We start from the raw sequence: 25834 nt of genomic DNA on the forward strand, positions 1-25834 counted from the left end.
ATGACCATCACTCGCATCGACGCAGGCGCCCGCATGAGCCAGGCCGTGGTCCATGGCGATACCGTGTATCTCGCAGGGCAGGTCGGCGCACCTGGCGAGAGCGTGACCGCGCAGACCAGGGCGATCCTCGCCCAGGTGGAAGACCTGTTGGCGCGCGCTGGAAGCAGCAAGTCGAAGATCCTCGCGGCGACGATCTGGCTCGCTGACATGAGCGATTTCGGCGAGATGAATGCCGTGTGGGATGCGTGGGTCGATGGGCAGGACGCCCCCGCGCGTGCCACCGGCGAAGCGAAGCTCGCGACGCCCGACTACAAGGTTGAGATCATCATCACCGCTGCTCGCTGAGCCGGCAATCGGGAAGCACGGGACCAGCCTGGTCCCGTGCTACTCCGCCAATATCTTGCGCTGGGTCACCACTGCGGCGCCGCGCGTATCGATCTCGAAACCCGTGACATGGAAGCCATGGCGCAGGTTGAGCAGGATCATCGGGTTGTTCTCCGCGCGCGTGCGCGTCTCGACATGGTGATAGCCAAGCACCCTGATTTCCTCATGCTGGCGCTCCATCAGCCGTGCAGCGAGACCGATGCGCCGCGCTTCCGGTGCGACTCCACCAAGCCAGCTGTAGAACAGCCCGGCCCCGCGCCGATAGCCGAGCTTGAACCCCATGGGCGTATCATTCGCGTGCCGCGCGAGCAGTAGATGCGGATCGGCGACGTGCGGCAACCGGCCGGTGAGATAGGCCGGATCGAAGGTGGCGAATACCACCCCGCAGAGCGGGAGGAGCAGCGCGAGCGCTTCGGTTGCGCTGCCTGAGAAGGTTTCGATGCGCAGTCCGTCGGACGGAAGGGGGATTGGCGACATCGGCCTTCTCTGCCGCGCATCGTGGTCTTTCGCCAGTCCTGAGCGGCCTTGGCCGGATTTCATGGCGCTGGACGTCGAGCGTGAAGATGCCTTCCTTGCCTCCGCGCCACTCGATGGCGGGTGATAGTTCGCTGATCTGATTTTATCGCGATTGAGAATCATTCGCAATTATGCAAAGACTTCTCCTCGGACCATCGACAGGAGAGTCTCATGCGTCGACAGAGTGGAGCAGCCGCTGGTGCAACGGCGACTGTGTTGACGATCCTCGCCTTCCCGCTGCTCGTTCTCGCCGCAACACGCTGGACCGAAAACGGATGGGGCTCGGCCGCATGGCTTGCGGTTTTTGTGGCGATGTGCGTGATTCGCACGCCTCACTCGCTCCGTAACCGGGCGAATATCGTCGTGGATGCTCGCAGGGACATCTCCGAGATCGTCCTTCTCGCGATGATGTTCGCCACGATGATGCTGCTGCCGCTGCTGCATCTCGCAACCGGTGTTTTTTCGTTCGCGGCGTATCGTCTGCCCGACTGGGCAACCTGGATCGGCGTCCTGGCGCAGCTTCCGTTCCTCTGGCTGTTCTGGTGCAGCCATGCCGATCTCGGACGCAACTGGAGTGCGGGGCTTGAGGTGCGCGAGGATCACATATTGGTGATGGACGGTGTGTATGCCCGCATCCGTCATCCGATGTATCTGGCGATCTGGATTTCGGTGCTCGCGCAACCTTTGCTGGTGCATAACTGGATCGCCGGTTTCCTCGTCATTCCCGCCTTTGCCGCGATGTGGTTCATTCGTGTGCCCAGGGAGGAGGCGCTCATGCGCGCGCGCTTCGGCGCGGCGTATGACGATTATTGCGGCAAGGCCGGCCGGCTGATGCCGAGGGCGTCATGATGTATATGCCCATTGCCGGCGCGGTAGCATCGCCCGTCCTGCCCGAGGCGATGGTGATGCAGGCGGCGCGACTCTGGCGTGAGGCGAGGAACGCCGGTGATCCGGTGCAACCCGTATTGCACGCCTTGTTCGCATCCCATGGTTACGACATGCTCGCGCCGACCTTCGACAGCGTGATGACGTTGTGCGAAAGCCGGTTCGACCGATCGCTTTGTACAGGATGTCCGCTCGCGCCTTCGGCAGACGAGCGCCTGCTGTGCCGGCTGCTGGCATCTCCGGAAGACCTGCCCCGCATGGCACCATGCCGAAATTCCGGTTCCGGAGGAATCGAGGCGGCGCTCGGGTGCGCACTCGTCTCGGCGCGCATCATGGCAATGGCTGCAATGGAAGGACGACCGCAATGACTGACTCCCCGTTTGCGTCAGATACCGCTTCGCGCCGTTTTCGCGCGACGCGGCCGAACCGGATCGAGAAGGCACTGACTCAATGGCTGACCCGCACGGCGGCGGTCACCGCGGTCGAGCCCTTGTCGCCGCGTTTTCGGTTGATCGACCTTGAGGGCGAGGCATTCAGGCATGTGGCCTGGACCGCTGGCGACAAGATCCAGGTGATACTCGGCGGTCTCCTTACCGCGCGGACCTTTACGCCGATGTCATGGGATGCGGGGCAGGGGCGTACACGCCTTCTCGTCTGGTCGCATGGCGAGGGGCCGGGCAGCGAATGGGTAACGGGATTGGCGCCCGGCGATACCTGCCAATTTTTCGGACCGCGGCGTTCGCTCGACGCCGGGGATCCTGCCACGCCGCTCGTCGTGTTTGGCGACGAGACATCGTTCGGTGTGGCTACTGCGCTGGCCGGACGTCCGGGGGCGGAGCCTCCCAGGCTGTTTTTCGAAGTCTCCGAGCCGGACGAATGTCGGCACGTGCTGCGGCGGATCGGCGGGGAGGAGGCCATGCTGGCTCAGCGAACCAAGGACGACGCCCATCTGGAAGCGATGGCCCTGCAGCTTGCGGCTCTCGATACCGGGGCCTCGCTATTCGTGCTGACGGGGCGGGCACCGGCGATCAGGCGGATCGCCACCGTCCTGAAGGCAAGCGGTGTATCTTCCTCGCGACTTCGCACCAAGGCGTATTGGGCACCGGGCAAGGTCGGGCTGGATTGAGGTTGCGGCGTTGATCGTCGCCGATCCGCCCGGAGGCGAAGGCCGCGGAAACCCGCAGCCTTCGGATATTCCGGAGAGACCTGCTATCCCGGCGTCTCGAAATCCAGCGTCACCTCCTCGATCAGGAACTGGGCGCGCAAGGTTTCAGCCAGAATGCGCGCACCATAGGCATCGACGTCGATTGCTTCGATCTGGATCCTGATCAGGCCGGCGGAGCGCCGGATCAGTGCGAAGGCAGGGACCAGTCCGCGCCGCGCGAACTGGCCGAACACGCGTGGGATCAGTTCGGGATCGTCGACACCCTGGACCCGGTATCGCGCGACGGGACGTGGCGGCTCCATCACGGCGCTGCCATCGCCGGTGCCCTGCCGCGCGCGATCGTCGCGCGGGCGAGCCGGTCTGCCGCCAGGTTGACCGCGATGCCGGCCTGCTCGGCATCCGCCCAGACCTGGTGGAGGCGATCCGGGATCGCGTCGATCCGGGCGGCGACCTCGTCGCTATCCCAGCCGAGATACTCGGCGCAGACGTTGATGATCCCGCCGGCATTGACGACATAGTCGGGCGCATAGAGCACGCCGCGCTCAGCCAGAGCGGTGCCGTCCTCCTCGCATCCGAGCTGGTTGTTCGCCGCACCGCAGACGATGGCGGCGCGCAGTTTCGGGATGGACCGCGCGTTGAGGACGCCGCCCAGCGCGCAGGGAGCGAAGATGTCGCAACGCGTCTCGAGTACGGCGCCAAGCGAGGCGACTTCAGCGCCCGTCCGCGTCGCGACCGCTGCGGCGACGGCTGACCGCGGTTCGGCGACGATCAGCCGTGCACCGGCCTGATGGAGCAAATCGGCAAGAGACGCGCCGACCGAGCCGAGGCCCTGGATTGCGACGGTGCAATCGCCAACCGGGCGCCCGAGGCGATGTTCGGCCGCCGCCTGCATGGCGCGGAAGACGCCCAACGCGGTCCAGGGCGACGGATCGCCGCCTGGCCGCCCGTCACGGGGCGGCAGGCCCGCGACGTGGCGGGTGTGCCGCGCCACCTCGGTCATGTCGCCGACGGTGGTGCCGACATCCTCGGCGGTGACGTAGCGGCCGCCCAGTTCCTCCACTGCCTCACCAAAGGCACGGAACAATGCGGCGCGATCGAAATCGCCCTCAGGACGGCGTAACACTGCCTTGCCGCCGCCGAGCGGCAGGCCGGCAAGCGCGTTCTTGTAGCTCATCCCTTCGGCGAGGCGGAGCGCGTCCTGGGTCGCCTCGGTGAAATCGGGGTAGGTCCATAGCCGGCATCCGCCGGCCGCCGGGCCGAGCAGGGTGGAATGAAGCGCGATGACGCCGTCCAGTCCGCTGGCGGAATCCTGCAGGCGCACGACCTGCTCGGGCGGATGCGCATCATGCGCACGAGAAAAATCCATGTGGGGTAGCTCCGGAAAACACTGAATTACGTATGCGGCGTGGCGGATGCGTCCCGCGCCAGCGCCTGAGACCGATGGGATCAGATCGCGGAGATCTGCCCGGTCGTAATTCGGGTCCGGGTAATAAGTCGGATCGAGGCGCAGGCGGGGACGCCAGGCATTCGGGCGCACGAAGACAGGGCGTGAGCCGCTGTTTTCTTCGACACTGCCATCATGGCCTGCACGGTCTTGCGATTCCTCGGACGACAACACGATTCTTCATCGCTGTGGCACCGATAGCTGGCCCAGAATGAAAAATCCGCAACTTTTTTCGCGATCGTCGTAAAAATCGCCCCCGCATCAGTATCGTGCATCAAGGAAGAGTTGCCCCGAGGACTGGCGGATTTGAACGCCGCAAGCGTGATGCGGTGTGGCTAGCCCCAGTTAACAAAATGCTCAGGACGAAATGGCTCCGCGCTTTCCATCGGCGGTGACTTTAAAATTCGCGGCGTAAAGGGATTAAGCCGGAACGGTACCAGTTCAGGTTGACACCAATGTCGAAGAAAGATCGTTTCTGGATGTTGCGCATGCGAATGAATCCGGAGTTTCATTCTAAAATGGTTGCAACACTTCTTCCTACCTATTCTCCTTATGCTATTCACCTTTCGCGCGGTGGAGGGATGTCTAATGCACATCGTCGGCGCTGTCGCAGCGCATGGATTCAGGTGGATTGCCCGTCATGCATCTGTGGCGGGGGTATGCCGGGTGGCTGGTGGAGCAGTTCTTCGCAGGCGGCACCATCCACGCTCGATCGCCGCCGCGTCACCTGTGCCTGACTTCGCGCGGACTGCCAGGTCGGGTTCTAAACCTGGGAAGCGCTTCCGGCTTCAAGTCATGCCCGGGTCCAGTCTCTTGTCGTTGCCGAACCCCGTTCTCCTTGGAATCGAACTCTCACCGGTGAGTGGTTCCGGGCAGAAAAGCACTGGAGAAGCGAATGCGGCGACCTTTCATCCATATTAATTTCGCCACGGAAGACGTTTGCAGCGTTCGGCAACCGCAAGGAATTTCGGGCAATATTTCCTGTGGGGACGACTGGCACAGGGTCCATATCCTGAGGGAGCGCTACGACGCCATCGCGGTGGGCGGGAAGACATGGAACATCGATCGCCCGCGCCTCACCGTTCGTCCCGAAAAGCTGGGTCGAGAGCCGCGCAGGCAACCGAACCGGGTGATCTTCGCCGGATCGCACCCCTGCGCGATGTCGCATCCCGGAGCGCCGGCCTTCGTCATCAGCTCGCACAATCATGTCGACCCGAGCGCGGTTGCCCTGGCGATGACGGGGCATGACCTGCACGGTCCGCTGGAATCCCTTTATGACCACGGCATCGAAAGCCTGCTGGTGGAGGGTGGCCCGACGCTGCTGCGATCATTCTTCAGCCAGGGGTTCGCCGACAGAGTGACGATCTACGTCCGCGCCGGCACGGTCGAAGCAGCTGACCGCGGCGCCCGCGATACCCTGGGCGCCCTGCCTGCCACATTGCACGCGAGCGCCTTTGGCGAAGGATTTCTGCTTGAATCCGGGGTGCCGAGAATGGGGGGCGAGATGAGGGCGAACGGATGAAGGACGATGAGGTCGCCCGGTTCGTCGTTTTCGCGGCGCCAAGGACGGGCAGCAACCTGTTGTGCAGCCTGCTGAACGCGCATTCCGAGATCCTGTGTCATCACGGCCTGTTCAACCCGGGCGGAATCCATTGGGCAAGGGACTGGCATGGACGGGGTGGCCTCTCCGACAGCGTTGCCGCACGCGATCACGATCCGGCGGGGTTTATCGATTCCGTCTGGGCTGCCGGTGGCGGCGCGCGGGCAGTCGGCTTCAAGATGAACCGGGACGAGAATGACGACGCCGTCGATCTGCTGCTGCGCGATCCTTCGGTCCGAAAAATCCTGCTGAGGCGGCGCAACCGCGTGCGGACCTATGTATCCGAAGAGATCGCGCGCCTTACCGGCATCTGGGAGAGTTTCGCGGCGCGGGCCGAGGCGGCGGTCCCGGCGCTTCATGTCGAGGCGGCCGACCTGATCCGGCACAGCGGGCTGAATGCAGCCTATTATGCGGCGCTCGAAACCGTTCTCCGTGGGACGGGCCAGACATGGCTCGACACCCAGTATGAAGCGCTCGGGGACCGGCGGGAGATGGGCAGGATAATCTCCTTTCTCGGGGTCGAGGCGCCTTTGTCGCTGCCGGCGGCGAGCCACAAGCGCGGCCCGGCCGAACTGGGCGCGGTGGTCGAGAATTTCGACGAACTGGCCGGAGCCCTGCGGGGAACCGCGCTTCTGGACGATCTCTATCGCCGGGACGCTCCCGAACTCCGTTTCCTCCGATTCTAGCTGCTGGAGCGACACCGATGCTCAATGCCCATCTCTCCCCGATCGTCGCCGACAGCTTCACCCGCCATCGCGGCCCGGTGACTTCTGTCGCCGCGATCCCGGGTCGCGCGGCCGTGGTTGCCGTCGCCTATGACGGGGCGGTCGCGCTGTTCGATCTCGAGGCCGCCACCGTCGATCTGCTCGGTTACCACCGGCACCTAGCCAATCATGTGACGGTCGATGAGGGAGGGAGCAGAGCAGCTTCCTCCTCCTCCGACTATGACATCTACATCTGGGACCTGACCGGTCGTAAGCTGGCCCTGGTGCTGCGCGGGCATAGCGACGACGTGGAGGGCTTCGCTTTCGTTGACGACACCACCGGCGTTTCCGCCTCGCGCGACCGGAGAATCATCGTCTGGGATCTCGTCACCGGCGCGATCCGGCGGACGATCGAGGGGCATGAGAAGGACGTGCTGTCGGTCGCCTGCCGCGAGGGACTGATCTATTCGTCGGGCGACGACATGACCCTGCGGCAATGGGATCTTGCCACGGGCGCGCTGATCCGCATCTGGGGACCGTTCGAGACCGAGACTGACACCTGCGCCATCGACATGCTGAACCACCGGGTGGTGCTTGGGTGCGACGACGGTGTCATCCGCGTGTTCGACAGCCGCGACGGTACGGCGCTGGCCTCGATCGAGGCACATGGTTCGGGCATCAAGAAGGTCGCGGTCTCCCCCGTCAACGGCGACATCCTGTCCTGCGCGTATGACCAGCGCATCACCATCTGGGATGCGTCGTCCTTTAGCCCGAAGGTAAACCTGGAGAACCATCCCTCGAAATGGGAGCGGTCGTTCGGCTGGTCGCCCGACGGCGCGGCGATCCTGGCGGGAACCTTCGATGGCACCGTCGTGCAATGGGATGCCGCGTCGGGCCTGATCGTCCGGGAGGTGGGCGGTGCCCCGGGCGACCAGGGCAATGCCTGTTTCAACGAAGCTGCCGCCGCGCCGGACGGCAGCGTCGCGCTGGTCGCTGACGACGGGATGGTTCGGCTGATCCGCCTGACTGACCGCGAAGCCAGTCTTGCCGCCCGCACTGAGCCCCCTGGCGGGCGCCGGCTGATGAACGCGGTGACGCGCGATCCGGACACTGGACGGGTCGTTGCCGGCGCGCATGACCACAAGCTGCATATTTTCGGCGCCAACCTGGAAAGCACCGTCGAAGTGGCGCTGGGGCAGGGGCCGATCAACTCGATCCGGGTGGCGCAGTGCGAGGGCCATGAGGGTGCGCTGTTTGCCGCATGCTATAGCGGGGCGATCGTCCGCGTATCCCCTGACGGGAGGGACGTGCTGGCCCACCCGCTGCACGACGGTGCGGTGAAGGCGCTGCGCCTGCATCCTCGCGAACCGCTGGGTGTCAGTTGCAGCGCCGATGGGGGACTCCTGTCCTGGACTTTGGACGGCGAGATCCTGCATCGCTTTCCCGGGCACACCGCCATCGTTGACGATGTCGATCTTTCCCCCACAGGCGACCGTATCGCCAGTGCATCGCGCGATTTCACGCTGAACGTCTATGATGTGGCGGACGGCCGGCTGGCCCATTCGATCGAGCTTGGTCGCCGTTCCCCCAAATCGCTCTGCTTCTGGGATGCGGATACGGTGATCGTCGGCGACTATTGGGGAGCGTTGATCAAGGCCGACCTGCGCACGGGCCGGGTCGCGCGCAGCACGATCGCCGCGAACGGCATCAGTTCGCTGTCGCGCTCCGGAGAGAGGCTGGTCGCCTCTTCCTATGACGGCGGGGTCTATCTTGTGTCGGTCGAGGATCTGTCGGTGCGCAACGTCTATCGCGCGATGACTCAGCGGGTCGGTGACGGAGGTTCATAGCCCGACCCGGCAATTGCCCAATGTTGTTGGCGTTCCTGGTATTTTTCGATCCTTGAAGGAGCATGCGAAATGACACCGAGCAAATGGCTATTGTCGGGGTGCCTGTTTCTGTTTGCAGGCGTCGCGGCCAAATCCTCAGTCCAGTCCCAGATACCCGTCGGGCCGGCACCGCTATGCGCGGTCACCAGCGCTGAATTCGCCACCTGGAAGGTGGGCAGCAATTTCGCACCGCCGGATAGCGCGAGCTTCGATCCCTCGTCCGACTGTGCATTCTACAAATGGTCGTCGCAGATGTTCCTCTGGTTGACGACCAAGGATGTGCGCGGGAACCTGCTGATGTTCTCGCCCAAGTTCGACAACGCGGTCGAGGACACCAGCACGGGCGCCTTCCAACTGGTCAACAGCACTGGCCTGGACGCACAGAACAAGACCAATGTGTCGTTCCGGGTCCGCGTCAACAAGCCCAAGGTGTTGCTGCTCAAGTCAGCCGGCAGCACCAATAATGTCGTAGGCGGTCCGGCGGGGGACACCGGGTCGACCGGCCAGGCGGGCGGCGGCGTGCTGATCGTCAATGGCAAGCCGATCCCGGTATCCGGCAAGACCGGGCTGTCGACCTATCCGGTCGTCTATTACGCGATCCAGGAGAACGACGTCTTCACCGCGCTCAAGGAGCATTGGCGCAAGGTGCCCTATTATAATGCCGGCCCGAACAAGACGAATTTCCCGATCACGCTCGACCAGGCGAAGGAAATCCAGAAGGCCTCGGGCACGACTCTTCCCAATCTGAGCCAGCTCGCGATCGAGGTGAAGACCGCCTGGATCGATACGGCGTATATCACGCCAGCGCAGGCCAGCAGCCTTATCCAGATCAAGTCGGATGTGCCTGCCTTCACGCAAGCACTCAACGCCAAGAACCAGCTGGTGCTGAGCTGGGACGGCACGACCATGGTCACGCGCACGCTGGCGATGGTCGGCATGCATGTGGTGGGATCAGTCAACCATCATCCGGAGATGGTCTGGGCGACGTTCGAATCGAACTTCAACAGCCCGGATGCGACCTATTCCTACCTCAACCAGAATTACGACCCGGCCACCAAGGCGTGCAAGGGTGGGACGACCTGCCTCAACACCGTCACTTTCAGCACGACGAGCAGCCAGCCGTCGATCTTCTACAATGGGCAGAAGGGAGCCTCCACCGCGCCTGACGTGATCGTCGAGACGGCATCGTCGGGCGACGACAGCAGCATTGTCGCGGCAGGGAAGACGTTGACGGCGACCAGCGTGGCGCGCCTCAATCCATGGGGAAGCCAGCAGCCGGCAACACCGTCACTCAGCGATCCGGCCGTGCTCAACAACACGCTGCTCGTCTCGCTGATGAACTCGCTTCAGCCGAAGCTGGCTGCGTCGGGCGGCACCGGCAAGGCGCTGGCCAATTATTTCCTGGTCGGCGCGATCTGGAGCAACCGCATCATCCCGCCGCAGCCGGGTTACCAACTGATCGGGTCGCAGTTCGCCGCGAACACCACCATGGAGACTTTCCAGCAAGTGCGGCCGGGCAACCCCGATCCGAACGCCACGGCGAACAATTGCTTCAGTTGCCATGGCGACTTCGATGGTACCCAGGGCACCAGTGTCAGCCATGTCTTCCCCAACACGGTGGTGTTCCGCTGATCGCCGCCTGACCTTGCCCCGCCGCGAACCCGGTTCGCGGCGGGGTTTTATTCATCAGAACCGGATCGAGTGCCGGTGGAAGGCGCGGGCGAGAAGCGGATCGCCGCCATGCGCGAAATAGCGATCGCGATAGTCTCGCGCGGTGATGGCGTTCACGCTGCTGTTGCTATGGTCCGACCCGTACAGAAAAATGCCCGGCGCCGCTTCGGAGAGGCGGATGATCCAGTCCTCATAGATCCGGCGTTTCTGTTCGAGACTGTAGTGTGTCGCGCTGAAGATGGTGCAGAAGGCGTTGCTCCACCAGATCAGCGAGCCGGGTTCGTCCTGGATTCGTTCGAGCAGGGGATCGGCCTCCAGGATGTTGCAGAGCAGATAGTCGCGTCGCAAATCGCGGAACTGCCGCCAATGGTCCTCGAACCTGTCAGCGCCACCCCAGCGCGCCAGTTCTGCCGACCACAGGCGCTCCAGCTCGGCCCATTCCATGTTGTCCGGCGAGGCGCCGGGCCACAGATAATAATGGGCGCCATTCTGCTGTTCGAACAGGCTGCGCAGGAAGCCGGGATAGTCGCGACCGTTCCATTCGGCGTCGAGCCGCCGCCTGAAATCCAGCGCCTGCGTGCTATAGTCGAAAAAGACGACGCTGCTGTCCGCGTCGATCCCATGCGTGGCCAGGATACGGTTCGGCTTGAGGCCCGCGGCGACGCAATACAAGGTGGAGACGGGCGCGACAAAGCCCGGAGGCGGGTCGGCGACATCGTCATAGGATTCATAGTTCAGGACGAACACGCCGCGACCGGCTTTTTCCGACATGTCGTCGAGAAAGGTCAGGAATTCCGCGGCGTTGCCGAGGTCGGATCGCAGATCGATCAGATGGCCTTCGAGGTCGGGCCCGAAAGGAATCGCGATTGAGCCGGTTGGTTCGCCGTGCCGCGTCCAGGCATTGAGGTCGACCAGCAGGCAGCGACCGGGGACGCCGGCGATGATGAAATCGCGGTTCTCCGTCCATTCCTCCAGCGCGTCGAAGAAACTGCGGGCCTTGCCGCCATTGGGGCCGGCATGTTCGGCGACGACGTGCCCATAGCCCTGCACGAGGCAGTAGCGGGCGCCGGCCTCTCTTGCCCGTAAGAGAAGCCGGCCGAGGTCGGCTTCTTCGATGATCTCGCCGAAATAATGCCAGCGCAGCCATGAAACGGTCAGATCGCGAGCCCGACCGTTTGCCTCCTTTGTGCCTGTCGTTTCCAGTGGTGAACCGAGCAATCCGCAGATCAGGTCGCGCACACGCCTCTCCCTCAACTGTCGATGCTAAAGTGTATCCGGGGAAGGAACATAGTCGATGTCCCCATTTTGACCGCTAAACATGGCTTGACCGCAATGCTCGCACTGCGGCGTACTGGAGGGAATGAGCACCAGAATACTCCTGTTGCAGGATGCCGTGTATTTTCCGTCCTATGGCGGAGGCAACAAGGCCAATCGGCTTTTGCTGACAGCGCTGGCAGCGCGGGGCTTCGAATGCCATGCGGTGTCCCGGATGCCTCGCGAGCGCCGGATTCTCGCTGGCAGATTCAGCGCGGAAGCGCTGACCGAGCGCGGTATCGCCGTCGAGCGTCACGCGGCGGGAAGCATGTCCTATCGCCACGAGGGCGTCAGGGTCGAGGCGCTGGATCTCGACGATCCCGAAGCTGCGGCGCGGATCGGCGCGGTGATCCGCGATACGCGACCCGACTGGATCCTCGTTTCCGACGACCGTCCTGCGATACTGCTCGATATCGCGCTGGCCTATGCGCCCGACCGGGTGGTTGCGCTGGTTCATACGCACTTCCATCTGCCGTTCGGTCCGGAGGCTGAGGCCGGGAATGAAGAACAGCACGCCCGGTTAAGACGCGTCCGGAGCATCGTCGCGGTGAGCGAGCATAGCCGCGCCTATCTTCGGGAATATGGCGGGCTGGATTCTGTCCTGCTGCGCTTTCCGGTATTCGGAGACGGGCCGTTCGAACCCCCGGACCGGGCCGCCGCCGGCTCAGTGACGATGATCAACCCTTGCCTGCTCAAGGGACTGCCGATCTTCCTCGACCTGGCGAGACTGTTCCCCGAAACGCCTTTCGCCGCGGTGCCGACCTGGGGCGTGGACGAGACGGTGCTGCGCGACCTGTCGCTGTTACCGAACATGACGGTGCTCGAACCCGCCGACGATGTCGGCATCGTCCTTCGCGACGCGCGTATCCTCGTGGCGCCGTCACTGATTCCGGAAACCTTCGGCTATGTGGCGATTGATGCCATGCTGCGCGGTATCCCGGTTCTTGCCGGCAATCTCGGCGGCCAGCCCGAAGCGAAGCTCGGTATCGACTTCACCCTGCCGGTCGAACCTGCCCAGCGAACCGGGGCAGGCCATGTCGCGCCGCCCCAGGATATCGCGCCCTGGCAGGCTGCTCTGGGCACGCTGTTGTCCGATGAAGAGGCGTATCGGTGCTGCTCGCTCGCGTCCCGCGCGGCTGCGCTCAGCTTCCTGCCGCAGACCGATGCCGGACATTTCTCCCGGTATCTCGCCTCTCTTTAGTCTCGCTCAGCGCCCCAGCTCATGGAGTTCGGCCTCGAGGTCACTGCCCCGCAATTCTTCGCTCAGCGTGTCGAAATTCGAAATCGTTTCGCGCAGGGCGACCGGAGTCAGTTTCCAGGTCTGGCCGTTCGGCTGGACCGGTCGGCCGGCGGCGCCGAGAAAGGCGAGGGCAGGCTCGATCCCCCGTGGGGAAAACAGATCCTCATACCAGAGAAGGACGTGATCCTGCGCAGTCTCGTTCAGGCCGCGCTCGGTCTCGGCATAGAAGCGCTCATGCAGCGCGATATTCTCTGCTAGGGCCGCGCGGTCGACATGGACCCGGGGGCGAGGTGCTGGTGCGCCGCGATCGTCATAGACCACCCATTCCCCGGTCTGCCGGGCCAACAGCAGGGACACGAAGCTTTTGACCCGGTTGCGCCGCTTCAGGAGGATCTTCCGCACCCCGTGATCGGGCAGCACCGCCCGATAGGCAGCCTCATGCTGCCACAGGCACATTTTGAAGCCGACCGCTGCCCGGCCGAGATTGGTGCGCCAGACGCGATCGAGGAATTCCACCGGGTTGCTTTCCCGCTCCTCCATGCTGCCCAGCCGGAAATCGCTGTCCTGAAGGTGTCGCGCCACACCGATCACGTGCGGATTGAAGATTTCATGGTGACAAAGAATGTCGGGATGAGAGTTCAGCACCGTGCACAGGAAATTACTGCCGGTTCTGGTTGCATTGAGAATGATGAATCGAACCGGAATGGGGAGTTCTGTCACTGTCCGATCCATTGAAGATTTCTCCGGCGGGCCGTAATTCGTTTGAACGGGAATGTAGCGCGGCTCTTGTCGACCGACAAAGGATCTTCGTTCATCATGACGACTGACGAACGTTATGCGGTAGCGGAGGTATGGGACAGGCGGCATAGCGCGATCCTCGCCGTGGGAGATCCGGACCGGTCGAGCCAGTGGCTCGAACCATTCCTGCCGCTGCTGGAAAGCCATGGCTGCCGCGACGTGCTCGATCTCGGGTGCGGCACGGGATATGACGCACTCGCGCTGGCGCGCCGCGGATATCGCGTCCAGGGCTTCGATTATGCCCAGGTCGCCATTGACGAGGCGATCCGGCTCGCACAGGCGGAGGGCCTGACGGTCGATTTCCGCCAGGGCGATATCGGACTGCCCTTGCCCTGCAAGGACGGCAGTTTCGATGCGGTGATCAGCAACCTCGTCCTGCATTCTTTCGCCGATGCAGCGCTTCGGAGCATCGTCGGCGAGGTCGATCGCTGCCTCAGGCCGGGGGGGCTGTTTCTCTTCCACGCCAATTCAACGGACGATCTCGAACGACGGCTTGCCGTGCAACCGCCCGAGCGCCAGCTGGGGCCGCGATCCTATGTCCTGGCCGGTGGCCAGACCATGCATTTCTTCAGTCGCGACTATTGCGAGACCCTGCTCGCCGACTGGCAGTCGATCGGGATCGAGGCGGTCACGCGGCTCGATCCGGAAGGCCAGCCGGTGAAGAGCGTCTGGCGGGTGGCCGTTCGGAAGCGCGGCTGATTCCGCCCATGACTTGTCGCGTGGTGGCCATCGTCGATCCCTATGACGCAGGTTCGATGCTCGCGCCGGCTTTTGCCGAGCATGGCGTCGAGGCGCTGATGGTCCGGAGCACGTCGGCGATACCGAACGCGGAGGCTGCTTCCTTCGACCCGGCGCCGTTCAGCAATGTGCTGCCCTGGCATGAGGATATCGCGCAGACCGTGGCCGCCCTGCGGGACCTTCAGGTCGATCATGTGATCGCCGGGTCGGAGCGGGGCGTGATGCTGGCCGATCGGCTGAGCGAGGCGCTGGGCCTGGCCGGCAACGGCACGCGTCTGAGCGAGGCGCGCCGCGACAAGGCGCGCATGATCGAGGAGGTCGGTGCGCGCGGTATCCGGGTGCCGCGGCAGATCCAGTCGGGCAGGCTGCATGATATCATGGCCTGGATCGACGAAGGTGGCGGATGGCCGGTCGTGCTCAAGCCGCGCTGGTCGAAGGGATCGGAGGGCGTGCGCCTGTGTACATCGCGAGAGGAGGTGTCGAGGGCGTTCCATGCCGTTCATGACCATGTCGACCAGATGGGCTTTCGCAACGACACCGTGCTGGCGCAGGAATTCCTGGCAGGGCGGGAATTTGTCATCGACACCGTCAGCCTTGACGGGCGCCATCGCCTCGCGGCCCTGTGGATTTATGGCAAGCCGGTACCGGGCTTTGAATCGATCGGCGTGCTGTCCACCAAGGAATTGCTGCCGTCGGAGGGGCCGCTGGCCGAGATGTTGTTCGCCTTCGCGACGCGGGTTCTGGACGCGCTGGAGATTCGTCACGGGGCGGGGCATTGCGAGGTGATCGTCGACGCCGAAGGGCCGGCGCTGGTGGAAATCGGCGCGCGGCTGCATGGTGGTCCACCGGCTCATCTGATGAGTCGCGCCGCCGTCGGGACGAGCCAGCTCGACCTGCTGGTGCAATCCTGTCTCGATCCGTCCGGGTTTCTCGATAGTGTTTCCAGCCGCTATCGCCTGACCGGCGATGCGATGATGGCGTTGTTGCGGGACGCCGCGTTGAAGGGGGAGATCGAGACCCTGCCTTCCGCCCGATCCGTCGTCTGGAACGAGCGGGGAGGGGACCCTCCGCCAGCGGTGGCGGGCCTGGCTACGCTGATCCACGCGGAGCGGCAGGTGGTCGCGGCGGATCTGGAGATCGTTACCGGCGCGCTCTCCTGCGAGATTCTCGACCGGCGCGACGCGGTCGAGGATATCGCGCCTGAATGGCGTGCATTGCTTGAGCGCTCGCGCTGCAATCGCGCCTTTGGTGGCCCGACCTGGTATCTGGCCGCGCTTGATGCCTGGCCGGACCTGTCGCCGCTGGTGATCGTTGCGCGGCGTGGCGGGCGTCTCGCCGGGATATTCCCGCTGACCCGACACGCTCAGGACGAAACGGTGCGCTTCGCCACGGTGTTGAGCGACTATAACGATCTGGTCGTGGCCGAGGGCGATGTGGCGGCCGCACGACGACTGATGACATTTGCGCGGCGCCGCTTTCCGCACCTCGATCTCACCTGCATCCGTGCTGATTCGAGCTGCGCCACGGCTGAAGCCCATGCGCCGGTACTGGTGGAGAAGAAGTTTATCTGCCCGACCGCCGATCTCTCTGTCGACTATGATGGCTGGTTCGCCGCGCGAAGCCCGGGCTTCCAGCGAGAGCTGGCACTGCTCACCCGCCGCGCGGCGCGCAACGGCGTTCGTGCCTGCCGGCTCGATCCGGTGCGCGATGCGGCGATCGATCCCGGCGCGTTCTTTCTCGAGATGCAGCAGGCGCGCTTTGGCGAACGCAGCCTGTTCCTGCGCGATCCGGCTGCCCGCGCTTTCGTCATCGCCGCGCTGCCAGCGCTGTGGCGCGAGGGTACAGCGCCGCTGTTCGGCCTTTGGGCCGGGGAGCAACTGATCGGATTGAACATCTGCATGCTGGGTGCCGACAGCCTGGGCAACTGGAATGCGGGTTTTCTCTCGGCTTTCGCCACTTTCTCTCCCGGCATGCTGATGGCCGATGCCGCGGTGCGCGAGGCGTGTGCGATGGGACTGGCGGAATTCGACTATCTCCGCGGAACCGAGACTTACAAGCTTCGGTGGTGCTCCGGGCGTCGCGAGATCGGGCGGCTGGAATGACCGGGCCGCTTCCGGACGATCCATGGTCGATCGGCCTTTATGCCGGCCCCGACCCGCTCCATCTGGCCGCACCGCGGGGCCGCGCCAACCCGATCATGACGCGCGAGCAGGTGACTGATATTCCGGCGGCTTTCGTCGCCGACCCGTTCCTGCTGCGGCACAAGGGAGAGTGGCACCTCTTCTTCGAAGTGCTTCATCACGAACGCCGGCTGGGCGAGATCGGGTGGGCCAGCAGCCCCGATGCAGTCGCCTGGTCGTACCAGGGTATCGTCCTGCGCGAGCCTTTCCATCTATCCTACCCCGGCGTGTTCGAGCATGGGGGCGAGGTGTTCATGGTGCCGGAGACGCTCGATGCGGGCGCCGTTCGCCTCTACCGCGCCGACCCCTTTCCGATACGCTGGGTGCCGGTCGCCGACCTGCTCCAGGGCAGCCTCGCCGATCCGACGCCTTTCCGGTTCGAGGGACGCTGGTGGATGTTCGTGTGCCCGGCGCCGTCCAGCCATGACGCATTGTCGCTCTTCTTCGCCGATACGTTTGCCGGCCCCTGGCAGGAACATCCGGCGAGCCCGCTGATCGTCGGCGACAGGAGCAGGGCGCGGCCGGGCGGACGGGTCGTGTGCCGGGACGGACGCCTCTATCGCTTCTCCCAGGATTGCGGGCCGCGCTACGGAAGCGGGGTGCGTGCTTTCGAGATCATCCGGCTGACGCGCGATGACTATGCGGAACGGGAATGTGCTGAAAGCCCCATCCTCGGTCCGTCAGGCACGGGATGGAACGGCAAGGGCATGCACCATGTCGATGCCTGGCAGATCGCGCCCGATCATTGGATCGCGGCGGTTGACGGTATCAGGATCAAATGATTTCTGTTCCGGTTACCATTGCGTAAGAGTTTCCTGTCTGGATGCAGCCATTCTGGCCTCTTCTTGGATTGATGGCATTTTGATGTGGCCATAGATTAAACAGGATCAATTTACCGTCATAATTTAAGGTGTTTGTCGATCTCTGCCAAAAAGGGGGCCGTTATGAAGACCATTGCTTTGTTGCTTTGTGCCGGATCGGTGGCCGCCGCGGCTGCCGTAGCCCAGACATCCTCGACATCTTCAGCGCCGCCTCCACCACCCTTCGGGCCCTCAGTCACCGCGGGCCAGACGTTGCAGACGTCCGACATGACCAATGCCAATCCGCTGATCCCCGCGGATATCTATCGTACCAGCGCCGTCGCGCACCAGGATCTGGCGACCTTCGCCTGGCTTGAATTCATCTCGGCGGTGGCGCCGAATGCGGCGGGGAGCCGGGGGGTGCCGGGCGGCAGCTTCGCCACTTCCGGCAGCGGTGGCACCGGGCCTTTGGTCTGGGAAACCTACCAGCACCGCACCGAGCTTTTCCCGTGCAATGTGAACGGGACGTCGTCGGCTCCCACCCCGCCCCAGCCCTGGGGGGCTTCCCCCAAATATGTGACGACCGTCACGAATTCCAATCCGCAGCTGTGCAGCACCATCACGCTGCCGGGCGGCGGGACACTGCCGTATAATAATCTGGATGAGGCCAACCAGATTGGACAGAATACCCTGTTCTTCCCGACCACGCCGGGAAACCCCCAACCGGCGACCGATGCGCAGGTGCTGTTCGAGGCCAAGGTCAACCAGTATGAATCCAATTATGTGAACCAGAATTATGCGAGCTTCACCCCGCTATATTCTCCCTTCCGCCTCCCTGCCGGGACCGTCAACCTGCCAACGACGACGGTCGAGGTGAAAGCCGCCTGGCGTCCGCTGTCCTCGATCCCGTCGAGTCAGCGCTATCGCTATCATGTTTCGAACGTCCTCACTTACGGCGGCAGCGATTCCGCTCCGGTGCCGAGAGTGGTGCCGTATGCGCTGATCGCCCTGCATATCATCCACAAGACGCCCAACTATCCTGCATTCATCTTCGCGACCTTCGAACAGGTCGACGATTTCAAGAACCAGGTCACGGGACAGCCAACGGGCGTCTATTATGTGCCAGCCTATGGATCGGTCGGATATACGACCCCCACAAGCACCACCTTCCCGCCGAGCGGCAAGACGGCGCCCAATCCCAATATCAACTTCAGCACCTCGGCCCCCAAGGCGGTGCCCTATGGAACGAAGGGCGTGGCCTTGCCGCTCGGGAACGTCAGCAGCATTGCCGGCGCCAAGGTGCTGAAAAATGGAGCGGTTGCTATTCCCGTCACGTCGCCGGTGCCGGCCGTGCCGGAGATCACCGCGGTGAACAACCGGGCGCTGACCGCGATGAAGGGCATTCCGGGCTTCAACCAGAATTTCATCTGGCAATATTACAAATTGACCGGCGTCCAGGCGATTCCGACCAATGATGAAACCACCAGGGATTTCTACCTGGCCAATATCGTCGTCGAAAGCAGCCAGCCGGGCATCCAGCTCTTCCGGGGTTTCCCGCCGATCACCAACGGCGTGCTGACCAATATCCGGAACCAGGTCAACGTCATCGACTATCACAATGGCCTCGGCACCCTGACGTCCAGCGGCGGTTGCCAGGGTTGCCATGGCATCGCCCAGACCCAGAACGGCTTCGATTTCAGCTTCCTGTTCTTCGGTGTGGCGGGCGGCGGATTCTCGCCCGAGACGGCGGGCCTGCCCAGCCCGCAGCTCGCGGCGGCGCGGCTTGCGAACAAGAAATACTTCACGAAATAGGTGCCGAAACAAAAAGGGGAGGCGACGGGCACGTCGCCTCCCCTGTCTTCATGCGGGCATAGTTACCAGTCCGTCAGGCGCGGGGCGGGCTACTTCACGCTGCCGATCATGATTTCGGACTGGTCGGGAGTATAGGGCAGCGAGAAGCCAAGCGTCTGTGCGGTGTCATCGTGACGCGCAGCGAGTACCTTGCCCCGATAGGATACGGGCGCGTCAGCCCGCATGCCATGGACCGTGACGACAAGCTCACGCCACCATGGGCGGAATGTGCCGTCGCCCGGTGCGAGGATGATGCGCATCTGGCCGGTTTCCGAAACCTCGCAGCGGATCGTCCGGCGCAGATAGGCCTTGCGCTGGAACGCGAGGCTGTGGCCGTCATCCGCATAGAGCGTGCCGGTGCAATCGGGGCCGGGATAGACGTCGAGCGAGAGCGGCCCTGACGGCGTCTCGGCGGTGCTCTGCACCAGCGGCTGGCGCGGGAGGATCGTGCCCGCACGGACATAGACCGGCAAGTGATCGAGCCTCGGCGTTTCCTTGATCTTGTCGATCGCTGCCGTGTCCGGCGCGACCTTCGTCACCGGCAGCCCGCCCCACAGATCATACCAGCCGCCCGAGGGCAGGCAGACGTCATATTCCTGCGGTGATTCAGGCCTGGGCGGCGGCGCGATCAGCAGGGCCTTGCCCAGGGTAAACGCCATCGACTGGTCGCAAGGGGCGGTGAGCGCCTGGGGATAATCGTAGAAGACAGGGCGCATGATCGGATCGCCGGTGCGCGCGTTCAGGTCGGCGAGGCCGTAGAGATAGGGCATCAGGCGATACCGTTCCTCGACGAAGCGGCGGCGGATGGCGAGATGCTCGGTGCCGTCGAGCCAGGGCTCAGCGCGCGGGGTGTCTTTTGCGGAGTGGTTGCGGAAAACCGGCGTGAACGCGGCGATCTCGTACCACCGCGTCATCAGGTCAGGGCTCGGCCCGCCGGTGAACCCGCCGACGTCAGCCCCGGCATAGGAGAAGCCGGAAAGGCCGAGGTTGATCAGTTGGTGGACCGACAGCTTCAGATGATCCCAGGTCGCGCTGTTGTCGCCGGTCCAGGTCGCCGCATAGCGTTGCCCCCCGGCATAGCTGGCGCGGGTCATGACGAAGGGACGTTCGTCCGGGCGCAAGGCGCTCAGGCCGTCAAAGGTCGCGCGGGTATTCTCCATGCCATAGACATTGTGGATCTCGGCATGGCTGGCTGACCGACTGGCGAAATCGTCGCTGTCGATCTTGTGGACGACGTCGAGCGGCATGGTCGCGGTGGGCGTCTCGAACACCGACGGCTCGTTCATGTCGTTCCAGATGCCGGCGACGCCATCGGCGATCAGCGGCGCGTGCAACTTGCCCCACCAGGCGCGGGTGCCGGCACTGGTGAAGTCGGGAAAGACCGAGGGGCCGGGCCAGACCTTGCCGACGAACATCGATCCGTCGGGGTTGTGCACGAAATGATTGCCCGCAGCGCCGCTGTCATAGGGGATATATCCGTCATTGGGTGCCGCGGCGACGTGAAGGTCGGCGATCGTGACCAGCTTCAGACCCTGGGTGCCGAGCTCAGTCGCCAGCCCCTTCAGGTCCGGAAAGGCGGTGCGGTTGACGGTGAAGGGCCGGTTGCGATCCTGGAAGTCGATATCGAGCCAGATGACGTCGGTCGGGATCGCGTCCTTGCGCAGGCGCGCGGCGAGTCCCCGGACCTCGCCCGCGTCCATATAGCTGTAGCGTGATTGCTGGTAACCGAGCGACCAGAGCGGGGCGAGCGGTGCCTTGCCGGTCAGGTCGGTATAGCGGCGCACGACGTCGCCGGTGGTGGGGCCCGCGATGACATAATAGTCGATCGGGCCGTCGGGCGCGCCGAAGGCGGTGATATCGTCCTCGCGATGGCCGAAATCGAACCAGGCGCGCCATGTATTGTCGAACAGCACGCCATAGCTACCGCCCGCGCCGCCCGCGCTGACGAAGAAGGGAATCGACTTGTAGATTGGATCGGTCGAGCCGGTGAAGGCATAAGCGTCGGTGTTCCAGTCGACGAAGCTCTTGCCGCGGCGGTCGAGCCCGCCGGTCTTGTCGCCGAGCCCGAAGATGTGCTCGCTGCGCGGCAGTGCCTTGCGCAGGGTAAAGCCCTTGCCGTCGAGCTTGATCGGGTCGCTGTCGTCGGCGCTGATGAGGCGGCCGTCCCTGTCCTCGATCCTGAGGCGCAGGTCCGGGCCGACATGGACCCGCAGCCGGGCCGTCGCAAAGCCGTCCGCGAGACGCTGGACGGGCACCGATTGCGCGCGGCGATCCCTGGGCACGGCCCAACTCGCATCCTCCGGCAGGGTGCCGTTCCGCGCGATCCGTACCCGCAGGATGGAATCGGTGAGGGCCGTCACGTTAAGCATCATCGGACCGTGACGGGCCTCGATCCCGTTCGCCCGAGCGGTGAGGCTCGCGGGCGCCTGCTGGACGGCCTGCCCCATGGCAGGGGGCGCCAGGGCGATCGCGGTGCCGATCAGCAGGGAACGCAGGGACAGGCTCGGTACTGACATGTAGAACTCCCGGTTACGGACGCGCATTGGCGATCACGAGGATTTGAGGATCGTCATACGGAGCTGGCGCCTGAGGTCGGCGCGCTGGTCGGGGCGCATCTCCCCGAGTTGGCCGCGCAAGGCAGGCGGAATATGGGCGACGGCATCACCGCTATCGTCGAAGACATGGGCCTCGAACATCGCGCGCCAGTATCGACGTTCGCCCGGCGGCAGTGCCTTGATCGCGAGCAGGGCGCTCAGAAAGGCGTCCTGGGCATGACCGAGCCCGCGCGGAACATCGCCCCACCAGTAATTGACCATCGCGTTCCAGGGAGAGCGCGAGGTGACGTGGTGCCACCAGTATCGCGGCATCAGCAGCGCGTCGCCGGGGTCGAGATGCGCGACCTGCGCCGCATCGAGCGCTTCGCGAAAACGCGGAAACCTGTCGAAATCGGGTGCCTCCGGATCGACCAGGGAGAGCGGGGGCGGATTGTCCAGGGGGCCGACATAGAGATTGGCCACCTGTTCCGGCGGGAATAGCAGGAAGCGGCGCTGGCCGGCTATCACGCAGGCCAGGTTGTGGTCGCGATCATTGTGGATCTGGGTCTTCACTGGTCCGCCGAGCCACAGCCGGGGTTCGGCGGCCGGCGGGACCAGCGGCATTGGGTTGTCGCGCGCGAAGTCCGGGAACTGCGTGCCGAGCGGCAGCATCTGGATCGCGATATAGGGCGCGCCGGGTGTGGTCGTCGCACGCTCGATCCGGTCGAGCGTTTCGCCCAGCGGCCGCTGCCGTTTGGTGAAGCTGAACTCGCGCAGGTCAGCGGCATAGCCGAACCGCCCGCTGCTGCCCGGCGACGCTTCCATTACCGGTACCGGCGCGCCGCGATCCATCGCCCGGAAATAGGCGCCGAGCGCGGCCTGCGACCGACGTCCGGCGGCCAGCGCCGGCCAATGCTCCACCACCCCCTTCACGATCACTGGCATGCCGGCGGCGAGCAGCGCAGCGATATCGGCCGAAGACCGAGCGCTTGCAGTGGGGACTGGCGACAGCGCGTCCAGGCGATCGGAACGGGCGGCGACCGAGACGGCGGTCACGCTGCCTCGCTCCTGCCCAGGCTCGCGAGATAGCCGTCATGGGTCGGCTGTTCGAGGACCTTGCGCTTGATGAAGTTGAGGATACGGCGAAAATCGTTCTTCATGCGCTCCGGCGCCGTGCGGTCGATCGCGGGCGGCCAGCTTTCCGGCGTCTCGCCCAAGCCGGTGAACAGCGCCTGCCAGAGATCGGGTGCGAAGCTTTCGTCCTCCATCGGCGCGATGTCGCCGCGCGCGCGGAAGATCGCGAGCTTGTGCCCGACCGTGGCAGGCGTTGTCGCGCCGCGCGCCGCCGCCCAGAACCCAGTCGGGCCAAAGCGATTGGCGGCGTAGAAGGCGGACTGGAAGTCACGCACGCGGTCGAAGGCGGAGCGGGTGATGCGGTTATATTCGCTCCGCTCGGCAGTGAAGGTCGCTCCCGCCGGGAACAGCGCAAGCAGGTGCACGATGCCAAGCTGGATTGCGTGCAGTTCGACGTCGAACAATGGATCGAAGCTGCAGGCCGCGCTGCCGATCGCCACGCAATTGGCTGACCATGGCTGATGTCTCATGCCCTGTTCGACGGAAGCGGCGACAGGGTCGGAAAGCGTCAGACCGGCAAGGTTTCCGGCTGCTGCCAGCGCTGACTCGTCGTCCTGCTCCGCCGAAGCAAAAGCGTAGCTGACGAAAGTTGCCGCCTGGGTGGCGTGGAGTGCCGTCCAGCCAGACGCGCCCGCCCTGATTTCGGCATAGGCAGGAAGCGAGGCGAAGCGTGCCGCCCGCGCCGTCAGGCGGCGGTCGGTAACGAAGGCAGGGTGCCAGTCGTCCCGGCCGAGGCCCGGCATCTGGCCGATCAATATTCCTTCCGGGCCGCTCGCGTCCACGAAGAGGTCGCCTTCGACGCGCCTCTCGTCGTCGAGCCGGATAGCGCTGATCGAGCCGGTCTCGTTCTGGCGTTCGATGTCGATCGTGCCGCTGTGATGCACGGCAATGCCGAGCTTCGCCGCGCGCGCCTTGAGGGTGGCGACATAGGGAAGGGAGGGGAGATGATAACCATAGTCGGTCCGGCCGAAGAGCTGGGTTTCCTCATCGGGCAACAGCATTCGGCCCTGACGGGCGGCCATTGCGGTGAGGCAGAAATCCTCGAACGCCGCTTCCAGCCCGAACCGCCTTGCCTTGAGCCAATAAGGGAAGAAGCCGCCGCCATCGATGGGCGCGCCATAGGACCCATGGGCAAGGAGGAAAGGTGGCATGCCGGATGCAAGGCCCACCACATTGTGGCCGAGCGAGAAGCTTCCGCCGGTTGCGCGCAACAGTACGGATTCCTCAAGCCCCAGCTTGTTGTGCAGCGCCTCCAGCGGCGGGAGCGAGGCATAGGCGGAGGCTGGACCAAGATCGGTGGGAAGCTCGATCGCGACTACCGATATCCCTGCCGGCGCCAGTGCGCGCCGAAGGACGGTCGCGCTGAGCCAGAGCGCCGCGTCGCGCCCGACGATGACGATGCGGTTGGGTTGGCCGCTCATGCCGGGACGCCCTCCGCCGCACAGTAGTTCGCGATGAAGTCGGCATGGGACGACATCGCAGCGACACTGCTTTCGATGCGGCCAGCAAAATCGTCCAGCCGGGCGACGGCCATGTCGAGATCGAAGGTATCGGCGAGGCGGTCATAGCCCGCTGGCATGATGCCCTGGCCGATCAGCACCGAGAGCCAGCTATCGCGCGCGAACAGGCCATATTGGTAATTGGGTGCCATGGCGCGGGCGCGGAAGAGTTCGAGCTTGTGCGTCAGGCTGTCCGGGACCGGCATGTGGCGCAGATAGTCCCAGAGCGGCTCGCCCTCGCGCCGGTTGGCGATGTAATGCAGCACGAGGAAGTCGCGTACGCGCTCATATTGCATCACGGTCAGTCGATTGAATTCGTCGGCCAGGCGTGGATCGATGCCGTCCCGCACGGCACGCGGGGTCGGCATCAGGTTGATCAGGTCGATCACCGCTGCCTGGATCAGATAGATGCTGGTCGATTCAAGTGGCTCGAGAAAACCGCTGGCAAGCCCGATCGCGACGCAGTTGCTGTGCCAGGAAAGGGCGCGCCGGCCGGGCGAGAAGCGCAGCAATCGCGGCTCGGCGAGCGCCGCGCCGTCGAGATTGGCGAGCAGCGTTTCCCGGGCTTCTTCCTGCGACAGGAAATTGCTCGAGAAGATATAGCCGTTGCCGATGCGATGTTGCAGCGGAATGCGCCATTGCCACCCGGCTGGCCGCGCGGTCGAACGAGTATAGGGCGTGAAATTTCCGCCATGAACGCACGGCACCGCAAGCGCGCGGTCGCAAGGCAACCACTGAGTCCAGTCCTCCCATCCGACATCGAACTGGCCGGCGAGCAGGAGCGAACGAAAACCGGTGCAGTCGACGAACAGATCGCCCTGAATGTACTGGCCCGATTTGAGCGTGACCCCGGAAATCGCGTCGGAGGTCTCGTTCCGGTCGATCGTTTCCACCTGGCCTTCGATACGCGTCACGCCGCGCGCGGTCGCCCAGCGCCGCAGGAAGGCGGCATAGAGCCCGGCATCGAAATGGTAGGCGTAGGAGTAAGTCGAGCGGATCGACTTGGGATCCTCGTCGGGCAGTTCGAACGCGTTGGCGCAGGCCGCGGCCACGGCGTAGGAATAGGCCTGAAGCGGGGCGACCGCTCGTCCATTGGCGTTGGCGCGAAGCCAGTGGTTCTGGAACTCGACGCCGCCCCATGGTTCGCCGAACGCGCCGAACGGGTGGATATAGCGGTCGCCGTGGCGATCCCAGTCGCGGAATTCGATGCCCAGTTTGAAGGTTGCCTGGGTCTCGCGCATGAACCGGGCCTCGTCGAGCCCGAGCATGTCGTTGAAAAGCTTGATATGCGGCAGCGTCGCCTCGCCGACCCCCACCGTGCCGATCTCGTCGGATTCGACCAGGGTGATGGCATAATCCGCCCCCGGCAATTGCCGGACCAGCCCGGCGGCCGTCATCCAGCCGGCGGTACCGCCCCCGACGATGACGATATGGTATCGATCATCCTGCATCAGACTACCCTCTCACAAGGGCTGCGCTGCCGTCCATCGG

At 64.3% G+C, this 25834-nt stretch carries 22 protein-coding genes; 13 read left to right on the plus strand and 9 right to left on the minus strand.

Features of this window, described 5'->3' with window-relative positions; translation table 11 throughout:
- Entirely contained in the window at positions 1 to 345 is a 345-nt protein-coding gene (locus P0Y59_03560; GenBank protein WEK00786.1) for a RidA family protein, read from the plus strand.
- Between the two features lie 39 nt (positions 346 to 384).
- Here the strand turns inward: P0Y59_03560 and P0Y59_03565 are convergent, their stop codons facing one another.
- Positions 385 to 861, minus strand: a complete 477-nt coding sequence (locus P0Y59_03565; GenBank protein ID WEK00787.1) for a GNAT family N-acetyltransferase — start codon at positions 859 to 861, stop codon at positions 385 to 387.
- A gap of 210 nt (positions 862 to 1071) precedes the next feature.
- Between P0Y59_03565 and P0Y59_03570 the strand changes: the two genes are divergently transcribed.
- The 3 genes from P0Y59_03570 to P0Y59_03580 are packed head-to-tail and all read left to right on the plus strand — an operon-like array spanning position 1072 to position 2911.
- On the plus strand, positions 1072 to 1749 hold the full coding sequence (locus P0Y59_03570) for a protein-S-isoprenylcysteine O-methyltransferase (GenBank protein WEK00788.1): 678 nt from the start codon (positions 1072 to 1074) through the stop codon (positions 1747 to 1749).
- Positions 1749 to 2153: a hypothetical protein gene (locus tag P0Y59_03575; GenBank protein ID WEK00789.1), complete on the plus strand. Its 405-nt coding sequence runs from the start codon at positions 1749 to 1751 to the stop codon at positions 2151 to 2153. The genes P0Y59_03570 and P0Y59_03575 overlap by 1 nt, the downstream gene beginning before the upstream one ends.
- Entirely contained in the window at positions 2150 to 2911 is a 762-nt protein-coding gene (locus tag P0Y59_03580; protein ID WEK00790.1) for a siderophore-interacting protein, read from the plus strand. The genes P0Y59_03575 and P0Y59_03580 overlap by 4 nt, the downstream gene beginning before the upstream one ends.
- 83 nt (positions 2912 to 2994) lie before the next feature.
- Here P0Y59_03580 and P0Y59_03585 read toward each other — a convergent pair whose 3' ends face one another.
- Complete coding sequence (locus P0Y59_03585; protein WEK00791.1) at positions 2995 to 3252, minus strand: hypothetical protein; 258 nt, start codon at positions 3250 to 3252, stop codon at positions 2995 to 2997.
- The gene (locus P0Y59_03590; GenBank protein ID WEK00792.1) at positions 3252 to 4316 is read right to left on the minus strand and encodes a Glu/Leu/Phe/Val dehydrogenase dimerization domain-containing protein; all 1065 of its coding nucleotides are present in this window, start codon (positions 4314 to 4316) and stop codon (positions 3252 to 3254) included. Before P0Y59_03590 ends, P0Y59_03585 begins: the two co-directional genes overlap by 1 nt.
- 940 nt (positions 4317 to 5256) lie before the next feature.
- Between P0Y59_03590 and P0Y59_03595 the strand changes: the two genes are divergently transcribed.
- The 4 genes from P0Y59_03595 to P0Y59_03610 all read left to right on the plus strand — a co-directional run bounded on the left by P0Y59_03595 (position 5257) and on the right by P0Y59_03610 (position 10216).
- A complete protein-coding gene (locus P0Y59_03595; protein WEK00793.1) occupies positions 5257 to 5916 on the plus strand; it encodes a dihydrofolate reductase family protein in 660 nt (219 codons plus the stop codon).
- Positions 5913 to 6680 carry a hypothetical protein gene (locus tag P0Y59_03600; GenBank protein ID WEK00794.1) on the plus strand — a complete coding sequence of 256 codons (768 nt, stop codon included), beginning with the start codon at positions 5913 to 5915 and terminating at the stop codon, positions 6678 to 6680. Before P0Y59_03595 ends, P0Y59_03600 begins: the two co-directional genes overlap by 4 nt.
- A 17-nt stretch (positions 6681 to 6697) precedes the next feature.
- On the plus strand, positions 6698 to 8545 hold the full coding sequence (locus P0Y59_03605; GenBank protein ID WEK00795.1) for a WD40 repeat domain-containing protein: 1848 nt from the start codon (positions 6698 to 6700) through the stop codon (positions 8543 to 8545).
- 69 nt (positions 8546 to 8614) lie between these two features.
- Positions 8615 to 10216 (plus strand): hypothetical protein, encoded by a 1602-nt coding sequence (locus P0Y59_03610; GenBank protein WEK00796.1) that lies wholly within the window; start codon positions 8615 to 8617, stop codon positions 10214 to 10216.
- Positions 10217 to 10270: 54 nt separating this feature from the next.
- Here the strand turns inward: P0Y59_03610 and P0Y59_03615 are convergent, their stop codons facing one another.
- Positions 10271 to 11494, minus strand: a complete 1224-nt coding sequence (locus P0Y59_03615; protein ID WEK00797.1) for a hypothetical protein — start codon at positions 11492 to 11494, stop codon at positions 10271 to 10273.
- 121 nt (positions 11495 to 11615) lie between these two features.
- Between P0Y59_03615 and P0Y59_03620 the strand changes: the two genes are divergently transcribed.
- Positions 11616 to 12770 (plus strand): glycosyltransferase family 4 protein, encoded by a 1155-nt coding sequence (locus P0Y59_03620; protein ID WEK00798.1) that lies wholly within the window; start codon positions 11616 to 11618, stop codon positions 12768 to 12770.
- A 6-nt stretch (positions 12771 to 12776) separates the two neighbouring features.
- Here the strand turns inward: P0Y59_03620 and P0Y59_03625 are convergent, their stop codons facing one another.
- The gene (locus tag P0Y59_03625; GenBank protein WEK00799.1) at positions 12777 to 13676 is read right to left on the minus strand and encodes a hypothetical protein; all 900 of its coding nucleotides are present in this window, start codon (positions 13674 to 13676) and stop codon (positions 12777 to 12779) included.
- Between P0Y59_03625 and P0Y59_03630 the strand changes: the two genes are divergently transcribed.
- The 4 genes from P0Y59_03630 (at position 13626) to P0Y59_03645 (ending at position 19137) form a co-directional block, all read left to right on the plus strand.
- Positions 13626 to 14306 carry a class I SAM-dependent methyltransferase gene (locus P0Y59_03630; GenBank protein WEK00800.1) on the plus strand — a complete coding sequence of 227 codons (681 nt, stop codon included), beginning with the start codon at positions 13626 to 13628 and terminating at the stop codon, positions 14304 to 14306. The genes P0Y59_03625 and P0Y59_03630 overlap by 51 nt on opposite strands.
- Positions 14307 to 14314: 8 nt before the next feature.
- Positions 14315 to 16447: a GNAT family N-acetyltransferase gene (locus P0Y59_03635; protein ID WEK00801.1), complete on the plus strand. Its 2133-nt coding sequence runs from the start codon at positions 14315 to 14317 to the stop codon at positions 16445 to 16447.
- Positions 16444 to 17307, plus strand: a complete 864-nt coding sequence (locus P0Y59_03640) for a hypothetical protein (GenBank protein WEK00802.1) — start codon at positions 16444 to 16446, stop codon at positions 17305 to 17307. The genes P0Y59_03635 and P0Y59_03640 overlap by 4 nt, the downstream gene beginning before the upstream one ends.
- A 162-nt stretch (positions 17308 to 17469) precedes the next feature.
- On the plus strand, positions 17470 to 19137 hold the full coding sequence (locus tag P0Y59_03645) for a hypothetical protein (protein ID WEK00803.1): 1668 nt from the start codon (positions 17470 to 17472) through the stop codon (positions 19135 to 19137).
- 89 nt (positions 19138 to 19226) lie between these two features.
- Here the strand turns inward: P0Y59_03645 and P0Y59_03650 are convergent, their stop codons facing one another.
- From P0Y59_03650 to P0Y59_03665, 4 genes are all read right to left on the minus strand, one after another.
- Positions 19227 to 21623, minus strand: a complete 2397-nt coding sequence (locus P0Y59_03650; protein WEK02482.1) for a glycoside hydrolase family 31 protein — start codon at positions 21621 to 21623, stop codon at positions 19227 to 19229.
- Between the two features lie 102 nt (positions 21624 to 21725).
- Positions 21726 to 22766 (minus strand): cupin-like domain-containing protein, encoded by a 1041-nt coding sequence (locus tag P0Y59_03655; protein WEK00804.1) that lies wholly within the window; start codon positions 22764 to 22766, stop codon positions 21726 to 21728.
- Positions 22763 to 24265, minus strand: coding sequence for a tryptophan 7-halogenase (locus P0Y59_03660; GenBank protein ID WEK00805.1), 1503 nt, complete (start codon positions 24263 to 24265; stop codon positions 22763 to 22765). The genes P0Y59_03655 and P0Y59_03660 overlap by 4 nt, the downstream gene beginning before the upstream one ends.
- Positions 24262 to 25794, minus strand: coding sequence for a tryptophan 7-halogenase (locus P0Y59_03665; GenBank protein WEK00806.1), 1533 nt, complete (start codon positions 25792 to 25794; stop codon positions 24262 to 24264). The genes P0Y59_03660 and P0Y59_03665 overlap by 4 nt, the downstream gene beginning before the upstream one ends.
- Positions 25795 to 25834 lie beyond the last annotated feature (40 nt).

It is taken from the genome of Candidatus Sphingomonas phytovorans (assembly GCA_029202385.1).
Lineage (GTDB): Bacteria > Pseudomonadota > Alphaproteobacteria > Sphingomonadales > Sphingomonadaceae > Sphingomonas > Sphingomonas phytovorans.